22 protein-coding genes and 1 pseudogene are annotated in these 22,271 nt (G+C 38.5%); 3 read left to right on the top strand and 20 right to left on the bottom strand.

The features are described 5' to 3' along the window. Nucleotides 1-231 precede the first annotated feature (231 nt). The 3 genes from A5816_RS01970 to A5816_RS01960 form a co-directional block, all read right to left on the bottom strand. On the bottom strand, nt 232-2,016 hold the full coding sequence (locus tag A5816_RS01970) for an ABC transporter ATP-binding protein (RefSeq protein ID WP_002400515.1): 1,785 nt from the start codon (nt 2,014-2,016) through the stop codon (nt 232-234). Then, a complete protein-coding gene (locus A5816_RS01965) occupies nt 2,016-3,767 on the bottom strand; it encodes an ABC transporter ATP-binding protein (protein ID WP_086310559.1) in 1,752 nt (583 codons plus the stop codon). Before A5816_RS01965 ends, A5816_RS01970 begins: the two co-directional genes overlap by 1 nt. Nucleotides 3,768-3,908: 141 nt before the next feature. Further along, nucleotides 3,909-4,133 (bottom strand): YneF family protein, encoded by a 225-nt coding sequence (locus A5816_RS01960; RefSeq protein WP_002291670.1) that lies wholly within the window; start codon nt 4,131-4,133, stop codon nt 3,909-3,911. Nucleotides 4,134-4,383: 250 nt separating this feature from the next. Between A5816_RS01960 and A5816_RS01950 the strand changes: the two genes are divergently transcribed. Next, nucleotides 4,384-5,970 (top strand): Nramp family divalent metal transporter, encoded by a 1,587-nt coding sequence (locus A5816_RS01950; RefSeq protein ID WP_002320293.1) that lies wholly within the window; start codon nt 4,384-4,386, stop codon nt 5,968-5,970. Nucleotides 5,971-6,035: 65 nt separating this feature from the next. Here the strand turns inward: A5816_RS01950 and A5816_RS01945 are convergent, their stop codons facing one another. Next, nucleotides 6,036-7,811: a hypothetical protein gene (locus tag A5816_RS01945; RefSeq protein WP_010732162.1), complete on the bottom strand. Its 1,776-nt coding sequence runs from the start codon at nt 7,809-7,811 to the stop codon at nt 6,036-6,038. A 210-nt stretch (nt 7,812-8,021) separates the two neighbouring features. After that, nucleotides 8,022-8,924 (bottom strand): deoxyribonuclease IV, encoded by a 903-nt coding sequence (locus A5816_RS01940; RefSeq protein ID WP_086310558.1) that lies wholly within the window; start codon nt 8,922-8,924, stop codon nt 8,022-8,024. Between the two features lie 278 nt (nt 8,925-9,202). Between A5816_RS01940 and A5816_RS01935 the strand changes: the two genes are divergently transcribed. Continuing rightward, a complete protein-coding gene (locus A5816_RS01935; RefSeq protein ID WP_086310557.1) occupies nt 9,203-11,548 on the top strand; it encodes a transglycosylase domain-containing protein in 2,346 nt (781 codons plus the stop codon). Nucleotides 11,549-11,710: 162 nt separating this feature from the next. Here A5816_RS01935 and A5816_RS01930 read toward each other — a convergent pair whose 3' ends face one another. The 10 genes and pseudogenes from A5816_RS01930 to ccpA all read right to left on the bottom strand — a co-directional run bounded on the left by A5816_RS01930 (nt 11,711) and on the right by ccpA (nt 16,862). Further along, nucleotides 11,711-11,977: a hypothetical protein gene (locus A5816_RS01930; RefSeq protein WP_010732160.1), complete on the bottom strand. Its 267-nt coding sequence runs from the start codon at nt 11,975-11,977 to the stop codon at nt 11,711-11,713. Beyond that, nucleotides 11,970-12,293, bottom strand: coding sequence for a hypothetical protein (locus A5816_RS01925; RefSeq protein ID WP_002305582.1), 324 nt, complete (start codon nt 12,291-12,293; stop codon nt 11,970-11,972). The genes A5816_RS01930 and A5816_RS01925 overlap by 8 nt, the downstream gene beginning before the upstream one ends. 11 nt (nt 12,294-12,304) lie before the next feature. Further along, nucleotides 12,305-13,561, bottom strand: coding sequence for a lipase (locus A5816_RS01920; protein ID WP_086310556.1), 1,257 nt, complete (start codon nt 13,559-13,561; stop codon nt 12,305-12,307). Next, nucleotides 13,558-13,953 carry a hypothetical protein gene (locus A5816_RS01915; RefSeq protein ID WP_038398514.1) on the bottom strand — a complete coding sequence of 132 codons (396 nt, stop codon included), beginning with the start codon at nt 13,951-13,953 and terminating at the stop codon, nt 13,558-13,560. Before A5816_RS01915 ends, A5816_RS01920 begins: the two co-directional genes overlap by 4 nt. A gap of 42 nt (nt 13,954-13,995) precedes the next feature. After that, nucleotides 13,996-14,253 (bottom strand): hypothetical protein, encoded by a 258-nt coding sequence (locus tag A5816_RS01910; protein ID WP_086310555.1) that lies wholly within the window; start codon nt 14,251-14,253, stop codon nt 13,996-13,998. Continuing rightward, nucleotides 14,250-14,582 carry a hypothetical protein gene (locus tag A5816_RS01905; protein WP_086310554.1) on the bottom strand — a complete coding sequence of 111 codons (333 nt, stop codon included), beginning with the start codon at nt 14,580-14,582 and terminating at the stop codon, nt 14,250-14,252. The genes A5816_RS01910 and A5816_RS01905 overlap by 4 nt, the downstream gene beginning before the upstream one ends. 21 nt (nt 14,583-14,603) lie before the next feature. Beyond that, a pseudogene (locus A5816_RS01900) lies at nt 14,604-14,815 on the bottom strand (hypothetical protein); the annotation flags it as partial. Between the two features lie 42 nt (nt 14,816-14,857). Further along, nucleotides 14,858-15,112 (bottom strand): hypothetical protein, encoded by a 255-nt coding sequence (locus A5816_RS01895; RefSeq protein ID WP_086310553.1) that lies wholly within the window; start codon nt 15,110-15,112, stop codon nt 14,858-14,860. Beyond that, nucleotides 15,112-15,507, bottom strand: a complete 396-nt coding sequence (locus A5816_RS01890) for a hypothetical protein (protein WP_086310552.1) — start codon at nt 15,505-15,507, stop codon at nt 15,112-15,114. The genes A5816_RS01895 and A5816_RS01890 overlap by 1 nt, the downstream gene beginning before the upstream one ends. A gap of 353 nt (nt 15,508-15,860) precedes the next feature. Continuing rightward, on the bottom strand, nt 15,861-16,862 hold the full coding sequence (gene ccpA / locus A5816_RS01885) for a catabolite control protein A (RefSeq protein WP_002291653.1): 1,002 nt from the start codon (nt 16,860-16,862) through the stop codon (nt 15,861-15,863). Nucleotides 16,863-17,071: 209 nt separating this feature from the next. Between ccpA and A5816_RS01880 the strand changes: the two genes are divergently transcribed. Next, nucleotides 17,072-18,175, top strand: a complete 1,104-nt coding sequence (locus tag A5816_RS01880) for an aminopeptidase P family protein (protein WP_086310551.1) — start codon at nt 17,072-17,074, stop codon at nt 18,173-18,175. A 61-nt stretch (nt 18,176-18,236) separates the two neighbouring features. On the opposite strand, the gene A5816_RS01875 is transcribed toward A5816_RS01880, so the two are convergent. The 5 genes from A5816_RS01875 to lgt form a co-directional block, all read right to left on the bottom strand. Next, nucleotides 18,237-18,839, bottom strand: a complete 603-nt coding sequence (locus A5816_RS01875; protein WP_002400529.1) for a YtxH domain-containing protein — start codon at nt 18,837-18,839, stop codon at nt 18,237-18,239. Between the two features lie 2 nt (nt 18,840-18,841). Continuing rightward, nucleotides 18,842-19,282: a DUF948 domain-containing protein gene (locus A5816_RS01870; protein ID WP_002308608.1), complete on the bottom strand. Its 441-nt coding sequence runs from the start codon at nt 19,280-19,282 to the stop codon at nt 18,842-18,844. A 124-nt stretch (nt 19,283-19,406) separates the two neighbouring features. Then, entirely contained in the window at nt 19,407-20,345 is a 939-nt protein-coding gene (gene galU / locus A5816_RS01865; RefSeq protein WP_002291647.1) for a UTP--glucose-1-phosphate uridylyltransferase GalU, read from the bottom strand. Between the two features lie 14 nt (nt 20,346-20,359). Further along, entirely contained in the window at nt 20,360-21,385 is a 1,026-nt protein-coding gene (locus tag A5816_RS01860) for an NAD(P)H-dependent glycerol-3-phosphate dehydrogenase (protein ID WP_002340896.1), read from the bottom strand. A gap of 43 nt (nt 21,386-21,428) precedes the next feature. Continuing rightward, on the bottom strand, nt 21,429-22,259 hold the full coding sequence (gene lgt / locus A5816_RS01855) for a prolipoprotein diacylglyceryl transferase (protein WP_002308605.1): 831 nt from the start codon (nt 22,257-22,259) through the stop codon (nt 21,429-21,431). Between the last annotated feature and the right edge of the window lie 12 nt (nt 22,260-22,271).

Here is a 22,271-nt window from a genome sequence, read left to right as displayed (position 1 = left end):
GGTGACTACGACACTACCGCTCACAGATGAAGAATCTGGGAAGCTCTGTTTTATTTTCACTCTAGCACTTAGGTCAAAATGCTACTATGCTACTGTCACAACTTCTAATATACGGTGCTCCAGTACCAGCTTATCGGTGATAAGCCAAATTTATGCAAAAATGTGGAAAACCTTTTTTACAAATTTTTTCTTATCGCCTAAAGCTGAACGGAACACTGTCACAACCTCTTTTTACACACCACTGCTTTGCAGTTTGTACATATCTGCATACAAACCATTTTGCGCTAGAAGTGTTTCATGATTCCCACGCTCTACTATATGACCTTTGTCTAAAACTAAAATCAATTCTGCATCCCGAATCGTGGACAGCCGATGGGCAATCGCAATCGTTGTCCGTCCTTGTCGCATTTTTGCCAATCCTTCTTGGATCAATCCTTCGGTTTCAGTATCGATATTTGCTGTTGCTTCATCCAATACTAGTATTTTAGGATCTGTCACGATTGTTCGCGCAAAAGTGATCAGCTGTCGTTGTCCACTAGAATAGCTGGCACCGTGTTCGATCACTTTTGAGTGATATCCTTTTGGTAATTCATCGATGAACTTGTTTGCTTGAACAAACTCAGCTGCATGGCGAATCTGTTCGTCTGTGATAGCTGGATTCATCATCCGGATATTTCCTGCAATATCTCCATAAAACAAGAAGGCATCTTGCAAGACCAATCCCATTTTCTTACGTAACTCTTCCATTGGATATTCTCGAATGTCATGATCATCAATCAAGATCTGGCCTTCATAAAATTCGTAAAACCGCATCAATACGTTGATGATCGAGCTTTTTCCGCTTCCGGTGTGCCCCACTAATGCAACGGTCTCTCCCGGATTAGCGACAAAAGAGATATTGTTCAATACATTGTGCTCTCCATCATAAGAAAAGCTTACATTGCGAAACTCGATCTTACCTGAAGTAATCGCTTGATCTGCTCCAGGATTTTGTTGCGGTGCATATTCTTCTGTATCCATGATTTTCAAAATACGACTACCGGCAACCATTCCATCTGTAAAGGTGCTCAAAAAGTCCATCATTTGAGACATTGGATTAAAAAATCCCTGGACATAGGTCGTAAATGCATAGATCAGTCCAACTTCTACGGGAGAATGCAACGCATCGATCCCAAACAAAGTCAACGCCAACGCAATCGCCAATGCATATAGAAAATTGATGATCGGACTTAACAGAATCGAATTCGTTTTGATCATCGCATAGCGCGTGTCTAAATACTCGTTGTTCACTTGTTCAAATTCTTTAGCTAAACGAGCTTCTTGGCGAAACTGCTGGATAATACGCATGCCGGAAATCGATTCATTCAATTTCGTATTCAGCTGACTTAATTTTTCCCGCATATTCCGGTAAATACGAGAACTGAATTTCTGGTAATACCAGATGACGATTCCTAAAATCGGCAAGAACACCAAAGTCCACAAGGCAATTTCTCCATTGATTTGAAACATGGCAATGAAAGAAGAAACGACTGCAAAGATCCCAGTCAATACCATCAAAAAGACATACCAAAATTCAAATAGCGTTTCTGTGTCATTCGTCACTCGAGAAACGGTCGATCCTGCCGGTGTCTGATCAAAATAACGCATGCCTAGTGTATGCAGCTTTTCAAATAATCTTACCCTCACATACTGATAGGTCTTCAATGAAGCCATGGAATACAAATACCATTGGAAAAACCAAATGATACTTTTGACTATGACTCCAAACAAGTACATACCAGCAAAAAACAAAATAACTTGTGTCGTAGCCGACTGTTTAGCCAGATGATCATCCATAAAAGTTTGGATGATCCTTGGCAATAGGACATTGATAACAGACAGAGCAAACGCAAATAAGATAGCAACGATGAACGTTCTTCTAAAAGGTTTGGCGAACTTCATCAGTCGTTTGATGATCTTCTTCTGTTCTTTAAGTGGAATCGATTTTGTCCATTCCGATTGATAATTTTCATCCATCAGGCCTCGCCTCCTTCTATCTTCGCTTCTAATTGCTGTTTCTCCCACATTCGTTCATACCAGCCGCCTAATGCAAGCAGCTCATGATGGGTTCCTCGTTCAATGATTTTCCCTTGATCGACAACAATGATTTTTTTTGCATGCATCACGCTGCTTAAACGGTGAGCTGCAATGATGGTTGTTTTCTCTTTTCTTATTTCTTTTAAATTATGCAAGATAGCTTCTTCTGTTTTGGCATCTACTGCAGAAAGTGCATCATCTAAGATCAGCAATTCAGGATTTTTGATCAATGCTCGAGCAATCGAAATCCTTTGTTTCTGTCCGCCAGATAAAGAGACTCCACGTTCTCCAACTAAGGTATCATAACCTTTTGGTAATTCCTTGATTTCATTGTTGATAAATGCTAAAGAAGCCGCATGCTCTACTTCTTCTTCTGAAAGTTTTGGATTAGAAAAACGGATATTATCTCGAATGGTCATCGAAAACAAGAAGTGATCCTGAGGCACATAGCCGATTGATCCTAATAAAGCATTCAATGAATATTCTTTGATCGAACGTCCGCCAAATTGGATTTTCCCTTGATAATCATCGTATTCACGCATCAGTAATTTGATGATCGTCGTTTTTCCCGCACCAGTTTTCCCAACAATACCTAATGTTTCTCCTTCTTGGATCGCAAATTTGATTTGTTCTAATGCTGGTGATTCTTCTTTCGGATAGTTAAAAGAGGAAATAGCTACATTCAGCTCGCCTTTTGCCGGGGTCTGCACTGCACCCAGTTGTTCCACGATATGCGTCTTTTCATGCAAAAGTTCATTGACGCGATCATAAGAAGCATTTCCTCTTTCCAATACGTTGAACAATCGACCAATCGCAAACATTGGCCAAACAAGCATACCGATATAGCTAATAAATGAGACCATCTGCCCGATCGAGATCGTGCCTTCCAAGACATACTTTCCACCTAAAATAATTGTTGCAACATAAGACAGACCGATAATCAAGGTAATGAATGGATCAAATAAGGAGTCTAAAAAATTGACTCGTTTGTTTTTAATAATTGCATCTTCAATCTTTTCTTCAAAATCCGCTAGATCTTCTTTTTCTTGTCCAAATGTTTTAATGACTTTGATTCCAGTGATACTTTCTTGTGTCTTATCATTGATACTAGAAAAAGCTTCTTGAGAATCACGAAAAGCATCGTGGAGTTTTGACCCCAGCACTCGTGAAGTAACGGCTAGCAAAGGCAGAGGAATCAGCGCAATCAGTGTTAAGCGCCAATCAATAAACAAAATCATCGCAATGATCGTTGTTCCGCCCGTAATCACTGAATCTGCAAAGGTCAAGATACCAGCTCCTGCTACATTCTGGATTGCATTTAAATCATTCGTTGCATGAGCCATCAAATCTCCAGTCCGATATTTTTGGTAAAAGAGATTGTCCATTTCTGTAAAATGTTTGAATAGCTGCTGCCGAAGTTCTTTCTCCAACCGAGCTGCACTTCCCCAAATATTCGTCCGCCAGATATAACGAAAAAGATATTGTAAGAAAGCTGCAAGGATCAATAGTAAGATCCACCAAGAAATGATCTTTATTGATAAATTTTTATCGGCGATCTCATCAATGATGATCCCAATCACTTTTGGAGGAACTAACTGTACCAAGGCCACTGCGAATAGGGAGAAAATCCCAATTAAATAATGTTTCTTTTCCTGTCGAAAAAACCAACCTAATTTTCTAAAAATCGACATTTTACTCCTCCTTTGTCTTTATCAAGAGCATAGGATTGTCTGTGCTTGTCTTTTTTGCTGAATAGTCTGAATAGTCTAACAAATTACGAAATAAAAAACGGACTGAAAAAATCAGCCCGCAAAAAGTCTTTGGGTCAGAACCTATTTTTTCCCTTGGTTCTTCATTTGCTGCATCATCTGGCGAATTTTCTTCTCAGATGGTTTTTGCCCCATTGACATCATCATTGATCGCAACATGTCCTCATTAACGGGAGGATTTTTTTCTAAATAGTCTTTCATATATTTACGCGCTAGGAAAAAGCCACCTACTGCGCCGATTAGCAAAGCAATAATAGCAATAAGTACGACAATACCTGTTGATACCATATAAATCTCTCCTTTCTATTTCCGAATTGCTCTCAATGATTTATTTTACTAAAGTTTATTGAAAAAAGAAAGGCGTATTCTTTAGTTTCATGCAAAAAATAGTGGTTTTTTTAGAGAAGAACAAAATTTCTTTCATTAACCAGCAAGACACGCCACGAAAAAAAATTAGGCATACCGAATCTTTTTCTTTAATTTTTTCTTTCTGAGGTGTAGAATGTAATCGTAGATAAATAGGAAAGGTGGTTTTTTCTTGAATAATCAATCCAACAAACAATTTCATAAGCATCGACTTATTGAACATACAAATGGTTTATCTTTAGCTGAAGTAAATGGAACAGTGGATGTACCAAAGGGAAAAAGTTTTTTTAAAACACTTCTTGCTTACTCTGGACCTGGTGCATTAGTAGCAGTTGGTTATATGGATCCAGGTAACTGGTCCACTTCGATCACTGGTGGACAAAATTTCCAATATTTATTGATGTCAGTTATTTTGATGTCTAGTCTGATTGCTATGCTTTTACAGTATATGGCAGCTAAATTAGGAATCGTGACCCAAATGGATTTGGCCCAAGCAATCCGAGCACGGACAAGTAAGACATTGGGTGTCATTTTATGGATCTTGACTGAATTAGCCATTATGGCAACAGACATCGCAGAAGTCATTGGTGCAGCAATCGCCCTCTACTTACTTTTTGATATTCCATTGGTAATTGCCGTATTTATCACTGTGTTAGATGTTTTTGTCCTTTTATTGCTGACAAAAGTCGGATTTCGTAAAATCGAAGCTTTGGTTGTCTGCTTGATTTTCGTCATTTTATTCGTTTTCGTCTATCAAGTTGGCTTATCTAACCCTGATTGGCACAGTTTGTTTGCCGGTTTTATTCCTAACAGTCATACATTCTCAGACTCACCGGTCATCGGCGGCGAAACTCCGCTGACTGGAGCTTTAGGGATTATTGGTGCAACAGTCATGCCGCATAACTTATATCTTCATTCAGCAGTTTCTCAAACTCGGAAGATTGATCACCAAGATGAAGAAGATGTAGCACAAGCGGTACGCTTTTCTACTTGGGATTCTAATATCCAGTTGTCAATGGCTTTTCTAGTCAATGCACTGCTATTGATCATGGGTGTCGCTGTATTCAAAACCGGTTCTGTCCAAGATCCTTCCTTTTTTGGTCTGTATGAAGCTTTATCTGATCCATCAGCTATGAGCAATGGTATCTTGATTGCTGTAGCAAAATCTGGTATCTTATCCACTTTATTTGCTGTAGCACTTCTTGCTTCTGGCCAGAACTCTACTATTACTGGTACGTTGACCGGTCAAGTCATCATGGAAGGCTTCATCCATATGCGTATCCCGATTTGGCTAAGAAGACTGGTCACACGATTGCTTTCTGTGATTCCTGTATTGATTTGTGTTTTGTTTACAAGTACAAAAGGAACGATCGAAGAACATACCGCTTTGAATAACTTGATGAATGAATCCCAAGTTTTTCTGGCTTTTGCATTGCCATTCTCGATGATTCCTTTACTGATGATGACCAATAGCCAAGCGGAGATGGGGAGCCGATTCAAAAATTCATTTGTTGTAAAACTTCTTGGCTGGTTCTCTGTGATTAGTCTGACTTACTTGAACTTACGAGGATTACCAGGTCAAATCGAAAGTTTCTTCGGCGAGCAAGCCACCTCAGCTCAACTAGCATTGGCTGATCAAATCGCTTATGTAATCATTGTTCTAGTCCTTCTCCTGTTGGCATGGACGATTGGTGATTTATATAAAGGAAACAAAAAATATGAACAGCGTTTGCAAGAAACGATAGAAGAAATCGAATAGAAACTGATTTTTTCACACAAAGACCCTTGATAGTTAGGTTAAAAATCTAGCTACCAAGGGTCTTTTTATTTAGAAGATAAAGCTTTTTTCAGATTCAATTTACTGAAAACTAGCATGCTTGTTACTACGATGAATTGCGTTAATGGCACGCCCGCGCCAGTGTAGACACTTAAAAAATAATCCTTTTTTTCTGGCGCATAAGAACAAAACCACGAGACACCGAAAAGAAAAACCAATTGTGTGAGTATTAATCCGATGACTACAATCAAAGAGGAACTATAATAGGCACGATCAGCTTTTGCAAATATGGTTCCTAGTATCATAAGTAATATCCCTGCTATTGAAGCAATCAGCACGGGAATGGCCAGAACTTGGTAAATTTTTATCATGACATTCGCGACTTTTGCTGTTTTTGTCAACTGGAAATCAGGTGTTCTCGGATCACTGCTATCGATCCAATTATCCATTAGTGGAAGATTCAATAATTCTTGTGCCTGTTCGACTTGTTCTTGTGTCCCAAAACTATAATTTCCCCCTTGATGGAAATCTTTGTATCGCCATGCATAGGCATATCCTGATTTCAGAAAATCAAATACGATTGGCAGATCATTCATCGTTTTTCCATCCCCTGATCCCATCAGATAGAATTCTTTTTTCTTTTTGATAGTTCCCTTTTGATAGGCTTCTTCTAATTCTTGATTGACTTTTTTCCAAAAATCATTGGTTTCTTTTGCATTGTTTTGGTAATAACCAGATTCGCTTACCACATCTCGCAATGCCCAAAAAATGATATCTCCTGGTAATTCTTTTACTTTTCCACCTTGGGTCCACGCATGAGTCGTATATAATTCGTCAATACGAGTAGAAACAGTATGAAATGTAGGAGATGCGTCTAATGCTTTATTTAATGCAGCATGCGAGACCCATATCTCACTGTTTTCTTTATTTAAGTTCGTTTCGTCATCTATTCGGATCAGCTGTTTCATCAAACGTCCAAATTCGCCACTCGAACGGTCATTGATGGTGGCAATACCATATGTTGTCTCGTTTTTATATTCGATCCACTGATAGACGATGGAGAAACCGACTAGAGGGAGTAAAAACAATGAAAGTTTCAGCCATTCTTGTTTCGAAAGGAGAAATGGTCGTTCTTTTAACTTCTTTGCTTCTTTGAAAGAAAAGTCTTGTCCTAGCAAGATCTGAACGAAACTGATGCCTAACGCGACTACAGTAAAAGGAAGAAGCCAGATGGAATCTTCGCGAATGAACCAAAAGAAAGGAAAAGAAACAGCTAGTCCTAAAAACCACGGCAGCAATTTTTTGCTGGAACTATATTTACGGTAATAAATAGCTAGTAAACAAGCGATAATGATCTCAACAGCCGGAATCACGAGAGCATTACGATACGTTCGAGTGGAATATTCATGTGTAAAACTAATCGGAGAAAACAAAAAATAAAAATAGATACTCAAAAGAAGATACTTGTTCTTCACGATCGGTTTAAACGCTAGTGCAACCAATATACTGGCAAGAATACTGAACATGCCGAACAAAACTGCATAAGAAAGATGCAGTTTATGTGCAAGTACTAAAAACAAGCTGTAGGAGATCCCTTTTGAAAGTGTCGTAGTCGTATACTCCCCTAGCCATTTACCATCCAAAATATTTTGAGCATAGTGAATCAGCAGCTGATCATCATAGGTCGCCGACATATCTGTTCCATAGATTGCTTTACTATATAAATACAAACGAATAATTGTAAATAATACGGCTATGCCAAGAATAAAGTATGTATGTTTCTTTTTTAGTTGGTTGATCAAGGGTTTTAAAGTGTTCAGCATCTTTTCGTCCTTTCAATCACGTTTTGCTACTTGCTTGTGAATCTTTTCGTTTTTTGCTTTTCTATCAGTATACCCTGTTTGTCTGAATTTAAAAAGAGGGGGTAGAAGAAGCGTGATGAAAACGACTGCAAAAAGCACTCCTTTGTTTCTTAAACAAAAAAGGACAAGGCAGACTGCCCAATCCTTTTTTGTTGCTGTCAGATAGAAAACTTAAAGTGTGACTTCTTCTGCTAATAACTCAGGGAACACTTCGGGATCGAATGCTTGCGCTTTGAACATGGCAATTTCTTTTCCATACGGTGCGTAAGCTTTCTTTTTATCTTTGCCGACATATGGGGTTTCTAAGATTTTCGAAATACTGTCAAACATTGGATCATGGACGATCTTGTTCAATGTGTCAAATCCAATTGTTCCAAAACCGATATTGGCATGCCGATCTTTATGAGAACCTTGTGGATTTTTAGAATCATTGATATGGAGTACTTTAAGCCGATCTAATCCGATGACCTTATCAAACTCTTCCATTACACCTGAAAAATCTTCTTTTATATTATATCCGGCATCATTCGTATGACATGTATCAAAAGTAACCGATAATTTTTCATTCAATTTTACTCCATCAATGATTTGCGCTAGTTCCTCAAATGTTCGACCGATTTCCGTACCTTTCCCTGCCATCGTCTCCAAAGCGATCTGTGCCGTCTGTTCTTTTGTCAAAACTTCATTCAAACCCTCAATAATTCTAGCAATCCCAGCTTCTGCCCCTGCTCCTACATGAGCGCCTGGGTGAAGGGTGATTTGAGTAGCACCTAAAGCTTCCGCACGGACAATCTCTTCTCTCAGGAATTGTACAGCAAATGGAAACATTTCTGGTTTGATCGTATTTCCCAAATTAATGATATAAGGTGCATGAACGACGATATTTGTTAGTCCGTTTTCTGTCATAAATGCTTTTCCGGCATCAATATTCATCTCTTCGATAGCTTTTCTTCTAGTATTTTGAGGAGCACCTGTATAGATCATAAAGGTCGAAGATCCGTAACTGGCTGCTTCTTCTGCCGCGCCTAACAGCATTTTCTTTCCGCTCATGCTGACGTGTGAGCCTAATAACATGGATGGATTCCTCCTTGAAAGGTAATTGTTTCGAACAATTCCTATATATTGGTAAGATGATGTACAAAGAAAATGGTTTGTTTTTCTTTGCCCTGTTCTCCATAGTAACTGAAACTTTCTCTAAAGAAAAGCTTAAGAACTCTTTCATAAAAAAGATCATTTTCTCATGTTTTATCTCATTCGAAAAAGAAATTCCTGTCAAAAACAGCCTTGTCTGTTTTTTTGTCCTATTATTTGCTATAATTAGCGAAATAAAACCATTAGTTGAGGTGACCCTTTTGCCACGCAAAAATACTCGAAAAAAACAGAATAGAAGAAAAAAAGAAAAATGGTTTGTTCCTAAGATTATTTTTAGAGTCTTTCAATCATTGACTGTTTTTATTACTGTTCTTCTTTTGTTGTTCGCAGCTCTAGGTATCGGAATAGGTGCTGGCTACTTTGCCTATCTTGTCGAAGATACACAATTGCCGACTAAAAAAGAACTGCAGACAGAACTAGGAAACATTACGGAAACGTCAAAGATCGTTTATGCAGATAATACAGAGATATCAAAAATCCAGACAGATCTGATGCGTACGACTATTTCATCTGATAAGATTTCGCCTTTATTGAAAACCGCAATTATCAGTACAGAAGATGAATACTTCGATAAACACCAAGGTTATGTCCCTAAAGCTGTTTTACGAGCATTAGTTTCAGAAGCTACTGGCATCGGCTCGTCTGGAGGATCCACTTTGACACAGCAATTAGTCAAACAGCAGATCCTAACCGATGAAACAACATTCAAACGTAAAGCAAACGAGATCGTTCTTTCTGCACAAGTAGAAAAACATTTTTCAAAAGATGAGATCATTGCTACGTATTTGAATGTCTCGCCATTTGGTCGGAACAATAAGGGGCAAAATATTGCTGGAGTCCAAGAAGCTGCTAGAGGAATCTTTGGTGTAGATGCAAAAGATGTGACTCTGCCACAAGCTGCTTATATCGCTGGTTTGCCTCAAAGCCCTATCACGTATAGTCCATACACGAATACAGGCGCGCTAAAAGAAGATCTTTCTGCCGGTCTTGCCAGAAAAGATTTTGTTTTATTCAGTATGTACCGTGAAGGACAAATTACGAAAGAACAATACGAAGAAGCGAAAGCCTATGATCTTACAAAAGACTTTCTCCCACAACAAATCGCGGAACAGACTGACAGAGAATTCTTGTATTATACCGTGATGAACGAAGCAACAAGGATTATTGCACAACAATTGGCAGAAAAAGATAATGCTGATATGTCAGATTCATCGGTCACTGAAGCTTATTATCAAAAAGCACAGCAAACGATCCAAAACAAAGGATATACGATCCATTCGACGATCGATAAAGACATCTATGCTGCATTGCAAACCGGCGTAGAAAATTATGGCTACATGTTAGATGATGGTGCTGGGAGCCAAGTGGAGACTGGAAATGTATTGATGGACAATAGGACTGGACGTATCTATGGATTCGTGGGTGGCCGTAATTACAGCCAGAATCAAAATAACCACGCCTTTGATACAGAACGTCAAGCTGGTTCATCCATCAAACCGGTTCTTGTTTACGGTCCTGCAATCGATATGGGACTTGTCGGATCAGAATCCCGTGTATCAGATTATGCAACGACTTGGCAGGAAGGAGAAAATGCTGGTGAGAAAATCGTCAATGCGACCAATGAAGGGTCGAACACCTTCCAAACCGTCCGTGAGTCACTGGAATGGTCCAACAATATTCCAGCTTATCACTTATACCAAGACGTATTGAATTCCGGTGGATCGAAACAATATGCTTACGAGCACTACTTGGCGAAGATGAACTACCCAGCAAATGATAATTGGGGCGTTGAATCTGCTCCTTTAGGGACAGTAGATGTAACGACGCTTCAACAGACAAATGGATTCCAGGCCTTAGCAAATGGTGGAGTCTATGAAGAAGGCTATATCATTGATTCCATCACAGATAATGCAGGTAATGTGATTTATAAACATGAAAGTAATTCTGTCCGTATTTATTCCGAAGCAACGGCATCGATCATGAATGACATGATGCGTAGTGTGATCAATGAAAAAATCACTACACCATTCAAAGATGTCATCTCAAGCTTAAACGGAAACCTAGGAAAAGCAGATTGGGTCGGAAAAACTGGTTCTACCAATGAATACCGAGATTCATGGCTGATCGTCTCAACTCCATCTATCACTATCAGTAGCTGGGCAGGACACGATGACAATACTGGAATGGACAGCCAAGCAAGGATACGTTCGGCTAATTATCTTGCCAATCTAATCAATCAAGCTTACCAAGCAAACCCTGAGATTTTCGGCACTGATGAGAAATTTGACTTATCATCTGATGTGATGAAGAAAAAAGTATCTGGGTTTACAGGACAAACAGCTGGAAAAGTTACTGTCAATAAAAAATCTATCCAAACGCCAGGAAAAACAGTTGAATCACTTTGGGCGAAAAATGGTCCGAAGAAAAGCGCCTTTAAATTCGGCGTTGGCGGTACTGATGAAAACTATACAGATTACTGGAACACCGCTTCAGCTTATGCTAGAGCGAATCCAGAGACCAAAGAATCAGACGATAAAGATGATTGATCTAATAGATTAATCAGAAATAAAGGGAGCTGCGACAAAAATCTTGTCGCAGCTCCCTTTTTCCGAATAAACGGTGTTCAAAAGCTTACATCTACAATAATAAGTCAAATTTATACAAAAATGTGAAAAGCCATTTTCACAAAATTTTTCTATATAACTTTACTAACGAAACTGTTTTAATTCCTTTTCTTGTCTTTGGAATAATTCGGTTAGTTTTTCTGCAAATTGTCCTTTTACTGATTCTTTCAAGTGTGCATGTCGGTTAGAAAATTCTTGAGCAGCTTCTTCTGCAGTCATTTGGTGGTTTTGATCTGTCAATCGTTTTTCTGCCCAAATTTGCTGAGATACCCCCATCCCAACTGAACGTACATTTGATCGATGTAGATTTTTCTCTAATTCTTTTAGTAATTGCATTAAAAATTCATTCATAAGATGATTTCTCCATAGTTATTTGTCTGATTTTTTGACGATAGGAACGTTCTAGTTCGTCTTGCTGCTGATAGAGTTTTCGTCGTTCTACTTGTAGGGCTTGTTGATAATGCTCCTGATAATTCGAATAACTTCGTCTTGCTTGAAACAGAGGCTCATTATCTAAAGCTAAGTTCTTTAATACATGATGCAGTCGCTGCTCCTCTTGCTCCATCAATCGTAATCCTTGATTCTTAAAGTGGATCAATTCATCTTCTTGAGCTTCTAATTGTCTTCGTTCACTTCGATAATCTCTTTCCAATTCTTCTAGTTTCATCTACTTCTCCTTTAATTGAATTGCTGTGCTAATTCTCGATCTCGTGCCACGATTTCATTGATTTTGTCTTGGATCTCCTTCGCCAATGTATCAAAGGCCTCCCCCATACGTCTTGCCTTATTGATTCGCAGCAGATAGACTTCTTTCGCAGAATCGACTAAGTTTTCTTTTGTAGCGCCCACACTAGCTAATGCTTCTATGATTTCCTGTTCAGTCAACGAAGGGGCGACAAAACGTGCTTGTCGCAAGCCTTCTAGCCATTTTTTCTCTAGCTCAAAAATTCCTCTTTGATTGATGCGGATAACTTCTTCCATAGCGCTTTTCATTTTTGCCGATAACTTTCCCACTACTAACCTAGCTTGTGTGTCATCTAAGTAAATTTGTTCTTTAACTGTCAGCCGGCCGCCACTTAATCGTAGTTTTTTGCGTATGTTGTTCAGTTCTTGCAACTGATAGGAAAACAACTGGGTCGCTTGGTTTTCTTTCTGTTGTTTTCGAGCTTCAACATTGTTTTCATTTTCAGGAATAATCAGCTTTCCATTTTCATCAAACTTCCAAGAGGTTAAACTGTGGGAAGCAAGCAGATTCAAGAATTCTGTTTCCATACTGATCCGAACTTCAGCACCTGTGCCATTACCACCAAAATTACCGATAAAATCGGCGTGATTTCGGTAATTGGTGAGCATACCGGGATTTTCTTCCACCCATTTTTTTGCTTCTGGTGATAAGAGATCAAACGGGTCCGGCCCGTTGAAGCCGACATTTTTCCATTGTTTCTCTGCTGCTACATATAATGCTAAGAATCCACCTAATGAATGGCCGGTAGTAGAAATAGCAGCTTCTCCATATTCCTTTTTTACTTCATTAGCAAATGCAATCGCTGAATTGATTTGCCCCGCTGTTTTCAATCCACTAACGGATAAAATCTTGTTTGTTGTTGCTTTTTCAGAAAAACTTGCTCCTGGTCTATTCCCATAGAGATTCATGATACTCCTTGCATCCGTTTCCAAATCTTTCCAATCACTTAAGTTCGTTCCTGCAAAAGCAATCACTACTTGAGAAATATCCACTTTACCGTTCTTGATTGGCGCTACAGCCATCGCCTGCATGCCATCCAATGAGTCTTTGATTTTTAGGATTTGGAATTCCATACCAGCAAATTCTTTAACAGAGTTCTTTTTGTATCCCTCATTGTAGCGGGGATATTTGGGATCTAGCCAATAAACCTTCTCACTAATATCATTGTAATGCTTATCGTTTATTGTCATACTAACTCCTCCTGTCCGTTAGAAAAAATTACTTTTACTCTTTTTATAGTGACTCCTGTCTTTTGTACCTCTCTGTTCTCAATGCCAAAGCCACCAAGTTCATTTCTCTCCTTCCAAAAACTATAATCAAAATAAACAGATTTCCCTTCATTATTTGTCATTGTCACAAGTGCACCATAACTTCCGGTGACAGGGTTTTTTTTAAATTCTTCTACCTTCACTTCCTTGATATCCGCAAAGGTATTTTTCAGAACTTTGACTGACTGTTTTTCTACTGCGAGTAAATCTTGCTGTTTTTGCGCTTCTCTTTTGTCCATGTAGACTTTCCCTCCGATTCCTAATATGACGATTAAAAAAATGGCTAAGCTGCGTTTTCTTATTTTCCGTGACAAGAACGTGCCTCCTTTCTTTTTATGTAAGTATTGATATCTTCATTATTTAAGTACGCAAAAATTGGCAAGAATTTTTTTATTTTTGAAATTTTTATTCTCCAATTTGCTATGGACGATTGGCGCTACAGCCATCGCCTGCATGCCGTCCAATGAGTCTTTGATTTTTAGGATTTGGAATTTTGTATTGCCGAAACTATAAATTCCAGCTTCTTTTAAATAAGATGCATAATTTTTATGCTTCGGGTCTAATAAATAAACTATATTACTAAGCTTATTGTAATTTTTTTCTGTTATAGTCAAATTATTTCCTCCTCCTCATTCGAATATATCACTTTAATTTTATTTTTAGTTTTTCCTTCTTTTTGTATTTTTTCATTTACAACTGCAAAACCACTTAATTCGGTATCATTTTTGATGAAACCATAATCAAAAGTTACAGATTTACCTTCAATATTGGTTAATATCACAATGGTGTGATAAAAACCGGTTATATTATTGTATCCAGTACGTTCAATCTTCACTTCCTTGATATCCGCAAAGGTATTTTTCAGAACTTTGACTGACTGTTTTTCTACTGCGAGTAAATCTTTCTGTCTTTGTGCTTCTCTTTTGTCCTGTCTCTTATACACATCTAGATGTGTATAAGAGACAGTCCGGTGACAGGGTTTTTTTTAAATTCTTCTACCTTCACTTCCTTGATATCCGCAAAGGTATTTTTCAGAACTTTGACTGACTGTTTTTCTACTGCGAGTAAATCTTGCTGTCTTTGCGCTTCTCTTTTGTCCATGTAGACTTTCCCTCCGATTCCTAATATGACGATTAAAAAAATGGCTAAGCTGAGTTTTCTTATTTTCCGAGACAAGAACGTGCCTCCTTTCTTTTTATGTAAGTATTGACACCTTCATTATTTAAGTACGCGAAAATTGGCAAGAATTTTTTTATTTTTGAAATTTTTATTCTCCAATTTGCTATGGACGATTGGCGCTACAGCCATCGCCTGCATACCGTCCAATGAGTCTTTGATTTTTAGGATTTTATACATAGTACCGTTAATTTTAAAACTTAAATTTTCTTGCATTTCAGGTACATAGTCTCTATGTTTAGGATCTAGCCAGTAAACAGCATCACTTAATTCACTATATTGTTTGTCAGTAATCATTAAATACTTTCCTCATTTCCATTAGAGTAAGTTACTTTAACTTTATTGAGCGTATTTCCTTCTTTTTGCTTTTTTTCATCAACTATTCCGTAACTTCCTATCTCATTTCTTTCTTTCCAAAAACTATAAGAAAAATAAATCGATTGATCTTGTTTATTAGTCATTAGAATAACTATCCGGTATGAACCCGTCATTTCATTTCGAGCAGATTTTTCAATCTTCACTTCTTTGATATCCGCAAAGGTATTTTTCAGAACTTTGACAGATTGTTTTTCTACTGCGAGTAAATCTTTCTGTCTTTGTACTTCTCTTTTGTCCATGTAAAATTTTCCTCCGATTCCTATAGTAAGAATGGTCAAAATGATGACTATGGTCTTTCGGCTTTTCTTAGGCAAATAGAAGTCTCCTTTCGGGTTAGGTATGATGGATTGTTTCTCCTTTAAGATAAGTACGCAATCGGGCTTGGATTTTTTTGAATTTTTTAGAGTTACTTATCTACTTTTCTACTTTCTTTTTTATCACGTTTTCATTTTAAAGTAATTTTGATAGTAGTGAACAAAATGTAGCATCTACGCACAGATTGTGTCGTATACGATGGACGTAAGGTTTGTTTCCGCCATTCTCTCTTTTTTTAAAGTCACAAAAAAAAGGGGTTATGACAAAATTTTGTCATAACCCCTTTTCTCGTATAAACGTTGTTCCAGAAGCTGACCACTTTTGGAACAACCTTTAAATGATTGATCTTTTATTATTTAGTTGATCCTTTTTCTTCGATTCCATAAGGCAAGATAATCGTTTTTTCTTCGACTTCTTCTTTATTCATCATTTTCGTCAATAGGCGCATGGATACCGCTCCTAAATCGTATAATGGTTGTGTGATACTTGTCAAACGAGGACGAGCTACTTCTGTCAGTAAAGAATTGTTGCTTGTGATGATTTCGAATTCTTCTGGTACTTTTACGCCGCGGTCTAATAAACCATCCAAGATACCAATGGCTAATTCATCGTCTGAAACATAGACAGCTGTTGCACCGCTATTATGAATCCGGTCAACTAGAGACAGACCATCTTTAAAGTTGTATTGTGCCTCAAAGATCAATCCTTCGCTATATGGTAGATTGTTTTCGCTTAATGCTTCTTTATAGCCTTTTAGACGGTTTTGACCATTGATAGGATCAATCAGCGCACCGCTGACAAAAGCAATTTTTTTATTGCCGCTTTTTGCTAATTTATTTACTGCATCTTTTGTTGCTGATACATAATCAATGTTTACGCTCCCTACTTGTTCATCTGGATCAATGGAACCAGCTAGTACAACAGGCGTTTTTGAACGTGAAAATTCTCCACGGATTTCGTCTGTGATATGGTGACCCATAAAGATCACACCGTCCACTTGCTTAGCCAATAAATTATTCAATACATTGACTTCTTTTTGATCGTTACCATCTGAGTTTGCTAAGATGATATTGTATTTGTACATTGTTGCCACATCGTCGATACCACGTGCTAAAGAGGCAAAGAACATATTGCTGACATCAGGAATGATTACGCCAACTGTTGTTGTTTTCTTACTTGCCAAGCCACGTGCGACTGCATTTGGACGATAATCCAAGCGATCGATAACTTCCAAGACTTTTTTTCTTGTTGCTGGTTTGACGTTTGGATTGCCATTTACGACACGTGAAACAGTAGCCATCGAAACATTTGCCTCTCTCGCTACATCATAGATAGTGATTGTTTGCTTTTCCATTTGTGTTCTCCTATTCATATTTTATATGTTTTCTGAAAATACGTCTTACATTTCTAAAATAGGATATCAAATAATCTCAACAATTGCAACCGTTTTATCTCTGTTTTCATGAAAATTTTTACTTTTTTCAGTTTTAAGAACGTTGGTCTTTTAATCAATCAGTGGTACAATTATTGAATACAAAATTAATTTAGAAAGTAGGTTGCCAAATGAATAACGTAAAAATCAATGAACTACGTCAATGGATGGCACAACACCAAGTAGAATTGGCTTATATCAGCGACCCTGGCCACATCGCTTACTTTTCCGGATATGAAAGTGATCCTCACGAGCGTGTACTAGCTCTTTTTATCCCTCTTGAACAAGATCCTTTCCTTTTCACTCCTGCTCTGGAAGTTGAAGATGCTCAAAACAGCAGCTGGGCGTACGATGTACGTGGCTACTTAGACAGCGAAAACCCTTGGGAAATCATCGGAAAAGAGCTTCGCGCACGCTATGGGCAACCTGGTAATGTAGGGATTGAAAAGAATGCTCTGACTGTCGATCGCTTCGATGCTATCTCTGATATCTTGACAGGTACAGATTCTTACACCGATCTAACTTCTATTATCCAGCGTCTGCAACTGATCAAAACGGTAGAAGAAAAAGACAAACTGATCGAAGCTGGTAAATGGGCCGATGTTGCCTTTGAAATTGGCTTCAAAACAGTAAAAGAAGGCGTAACGGAACAAGCAATTATCGCAGAAATCGAATACCAATTAAAAAAACAAGGTGTTTCACAAATGTCTTTCGACACATTAGTCCTTGCAGGAGCAAATGCTGCAAGCCCTCATGGTACACCAGGAAGCACGAAGGTTTCACCAAATGAACTAGTGTTATTCGATCTTGGCGTTGTTTGGAATGGCTATTGCAGTGATGCTACTCGTACAGTGGCTTATCAAAAACCAACAGAATTCCAAGAAAAAATCTACAACATCACTCTTGAAGCACAGCTTGCCGCACAAGACTCAGTTCGCCCAGGTGTGACAGCAGGTGAACTTGATCAAATCGCACGAAACGTGATCAACAGCTATGGCTACGGCGAATATTTCAATCACCGTTTAGGTCACGGAATCGGAACAACCGTCCACGAATTCCCTTCTCTTGTAGAAGGAAACAACTTAGTGATCGAAGAAGGGATGTGCTTCTCTCTTGAACCAGGAATCTATATTCCTGAAAAAGTAGGGGTACGTATCGAAGATTGTGTGTATGTGACAAGTGATGGTTGTGTGCCATTCACGACTACACCAAAAGAATTACTTGTTTTAGAGTAATGAAAATAAAAAAGGTGAGAGCTGGTCAGCTCTCACCTTTTTATTCTAGAAATGAGTATTCTTAGTGATTGGTAGTCGAATCTGTCATTGTATCTTTCATTTCTTTTTTAGCTTCTTTTGCATCTTCTTTTGCCATTTTCAACATTTCTTTTGTGTCATCTGCAACTGGTTTTGCTTCTGACATTCCTTCATTGACCGTCTCTCCTGCTTTACCTGCAGCATCTTTTACATCGATCATGATATCTTCTGAAGTATCTTTAGCAATACTTCCTAATTCGTCTGCTGGTTTTTTCAGATCTTCTGCTGTTTTTTTGAAACGATTAGATAAATCAGCTGATTGTTCTTTGAGGTTTAACAAGATATCATCTGATTCGCTTCCTGCTTCCTCTGCTGATTCACTTACCTTCTGCTTAACATTGCCTGCTAGATCCCCTGCTTGTTGAGAAAGATCTTGCGCTTTTTCTTTTGCAATCCCTGTTAACTCAGATGATTTTTCTTTTGCCATATCTGTGTAATCTGAAGCCATATCCATCAGATCGTCTGCTTGAGCAGCCAATTCATCCCGAAGTTCTTTACCAGATTTGGGTGCTAACAATAATGCGGCGATTGCTGCGGCTGTACCTCCAACTACTGCACCTAATAAAAATCCACCTTTTTTAGCCATTCTTATTTTCCTCCTGTCGTTTCAGTATGTTTTTTGTTTTTAAAAAATTTCATCGCTGTTCCACCGACTTTTCCGGCAACAGTCGCTTTAGCTGTCGTTTTTCCGATTCCGCCGACTTTCGTCACGATGTTTTTACTAGAATGATTAAGTTCCGATACACTTTCACTTAAATCAGCAACTGCTGTGAACAATGGATCGATCGTTGCGACTTTTCCATTGATATCCAAGAGCAGCTCATTACTTTTGACCAGCAACCCTTCTACTTGTCTAGATAAAAGATCTACGTCTTGTGTGACGATCTCAATTGTCGTATTTGCTTCTGCGACAGTCTGGTCTACTTTTTCTAAAGTTTTGGAAACTTGCAACAATACGCGAACGATGAAAACGACAAGTATCGCAAAGGCGATTGCTGCGATCAATCCTGCAATTTCTCCTCCTGACATGATCAAACTCCCTTCTTGTCTCTCTTTTCTATAAGGATAGCATTTTCGTGTTTTTTAAACAAATAAAAACGAGCTTCAACTACTTTTTATTCAATTAGCAGCTGAAGCTCGTTAGAAAAAAAGATTATTTTTTCTTTTCTTCTTTGATTTCTGTTATTCCTTTTGGATTATGATCGATCTTGCTTCCTTCTGCTTCTAATGTTTTACCTAAAGACATGATGTATTCACGCAAAGGTGCCCCTACTTCTGGATGTGTCAGACCATATTCAATACTTGTTTTCATAAAACCAAATTTGTCACCAACGTCATAACGTTTACCTGTGAATTTACGGGCAAATACGCGTTGTGTTTTATTCAACGTATCGATTGCGTCAGTTAGTTGGATCTCATTTCCAGCACCTGGTTGTTGTTCTGATAATACATCAAAGATTTCTGGAGTCAATAAGTAACGCCCAATAATAGCTAAATCACTTGGTGCTTTGCTTGGATCTGGTTTCTCAACAAAGTTTTTGACATTGTATAACCCATCTTCCAGTACTTCCCCTGGGTTGATAATTCCGTATTTTGAAGTTTCATCGTGAGGAACTTGCATAACAGCAATCGTAGAAGCGTGTGTACGTTCATAGTCATCGATCAATTGCTGTGTCAATGGTACTTCGTCTTCCATGATATCATCGCCTAGCATAACGACAAACGGTTCATTTCCAATAAAGGCTCTTGCTTGAAGAACGGCGTGTCCTAACCCCTTTGGATGAGATTGACGGATGAAATGCAAATTGACATCTGTCGTTTCTTCTACTAATTTCAATAATTCAGTTTTTCCTTTTTCACTTAGGTTTGTTTCTAATTCGATATTTGAATCAAAGTGATCTTCGATTGGTCGTTTAGCTTTTCCTGTAACGATCAAGATGTCTTCGATTCCTGATTTCAACGCTTCTTCAACGATGAATTGGATCGTTGGTTTGTCCACGATTGGCAACATTTCCTTTGCCATCGCCTTTGTTGCTGGTAAAAATCTTGTTCCTAATCCTGCTGCTGGAATAACTGCTTTTTTTACTTTCATATACATTCGCTCCTTCAAAAAATTGTTAATGAGAATTCATTTTCTTTTTTCCCATCACGTAACATGATTTCTTTTGCGGCTGTTTTGATTTCTTTTTGCTCATACAGCACTTCATAGATTGTTTGAGTGATGGGCATTTCGATTTCCATCATTTGGGCTAGTTCCATCGCTGCTTGAGTAGTATTCACACCTTCAACGACCATTCCCATATTGGCTAGCACCTCTTCTAGAGGCTGTCCTTGTCCTAACAAGTTGCCTGCGCGCCAGTTTCTGGAATGAACACTTGTGCAAGTAACGACTAGATCGCCTACTCCGCTTAAGCCAATAAAGGTCAGCGGGTTGGCACCCATTGCTACACCTAAACGGCTGATCTCAGCTAATCCGCGCGTCATGATTGCCGCTTTTGCATTATCACCAAACCCTAAGCCGTGAATAGCACCAGCTCCAATGGCAATGATATTTTTCAAAGCTGCCCCCATCTCTACACCAATCACATCAGGGTTGGTATAGATTCGAAAATAATGGTTCATGAACAGCTCTTGTACATATTTTGCTGCTTTTGCATCTGTGCTTGCCGCTGTGATCGTCGTAATGTCATGCTTTGCTACTTCTTCCGCATGGCTTGGCCCAGAAAGAACAGCAACAGCTTTTCTTTTTTCTGTCGGGATTTCCTCTAACAAGATTTCAGAGATTCTTTTATGCGTTCCCTGTTCTAATCCCTTACTTGCATGGATGATCACTGGCTTCGTATTCAATTTGGCAACTAGTTCTTTTGCAACAGAACGTATTGCTTTCGTCGGGATAACGAATAGTACCGCATCTGCATCTTTTACTGCATCTTCCATATCGGTGAATGCTCGGATGGAATCGGGTAGATGATGATCTGGTAAATAACGTTGATTGGTGTGTTGGGTGTTGATTTCTTCTACTTGTGAAGCACGATGTCCCCAAATCCGAACGTCATGTCCGTTTTCAGCGAGGACTTGTGCCAAAGCAGTCCCCCAAGAGCCTGGTCCTAAAACCGCTACTCTATAATTCATTTTACCACTCCTGAAATTTTTTTCATTTTTAACGCTCTGAAAATCAAATAATTTGTTGATTTTTTCCTAATGAGCGGTCATAATCCGGTAAATTTCCTTTTTTTCTACGCCAAATAAACAGAATCAATGTGCCGACAAATAAAACAGCAGACAATAATTGAGAAATGCGGATCACACCTAAAAAGTAAAGGCTGTCTGTGCGTAATCCTTCGATAAAGAAACGTCCGAAACTATACCACATTAGATAACATAAAAGGACTTCTCCTTTTTTCAAAAGATGTGGTTTCTTCCGCAAAACCAAAAGCAGAATAAATCCAATCAAGCTCCAAAGCGATTCATAAAGAAAGGTTGGTTGTCGATAGATCCCTTCGATATACATGTTATCAATGATGAATTGCGGTAAATGCAGACTTTCTAAGAAACTTCGAGTCGTGTCTGGACCATACGCTTCGTGGTTCATGAAATTTCCCCATCGTCCGATTGCCTGCGCCAGTAATACACTTGGTGCAGCGATATCTAAAAAGGTCCACAAAGAAATAAAATGATATTTGGTAAAAAAGTACAGTGTGATTGCACCTGCAATCAATCCCCCGTAAATCGCTAATCCTCCTGAACGGATATTGAATATTTGGATTGGATCAGCTATATATTGGGGAAGATCGAATAAAACATAATACAAGCGGGCACCAATAATGGAAATCGGCAATCCCCACAACATAAAATCTGTCACGTCATCTGCTTTTAATCCTACCCGAACAGCTTCTCTGCTGCTGAGCCACATAGCAATAATGATTCCTGATACGATAATCAATGCATACCAGTAGATAGGAATTCCTACAAGCTCAAAAGCAACTCGATTGATTTGTGCTAACATATTGTCACTCCT

Source organism: Enterococcus sp. 3G1_DIV0629 (assembly GCF_002141285.1).
Lineage (GTDB): Bacteria > Bacillota > Bacilli > Lactobacillales > Enterococcaceae > Enterococcus_B > Enterococcus_B lactis.
The sequence above is the reverse complement of the archived record's forward strand: the minus strand, read 5'-3'. Positions and strand labels throughout refer to the sequence as shown.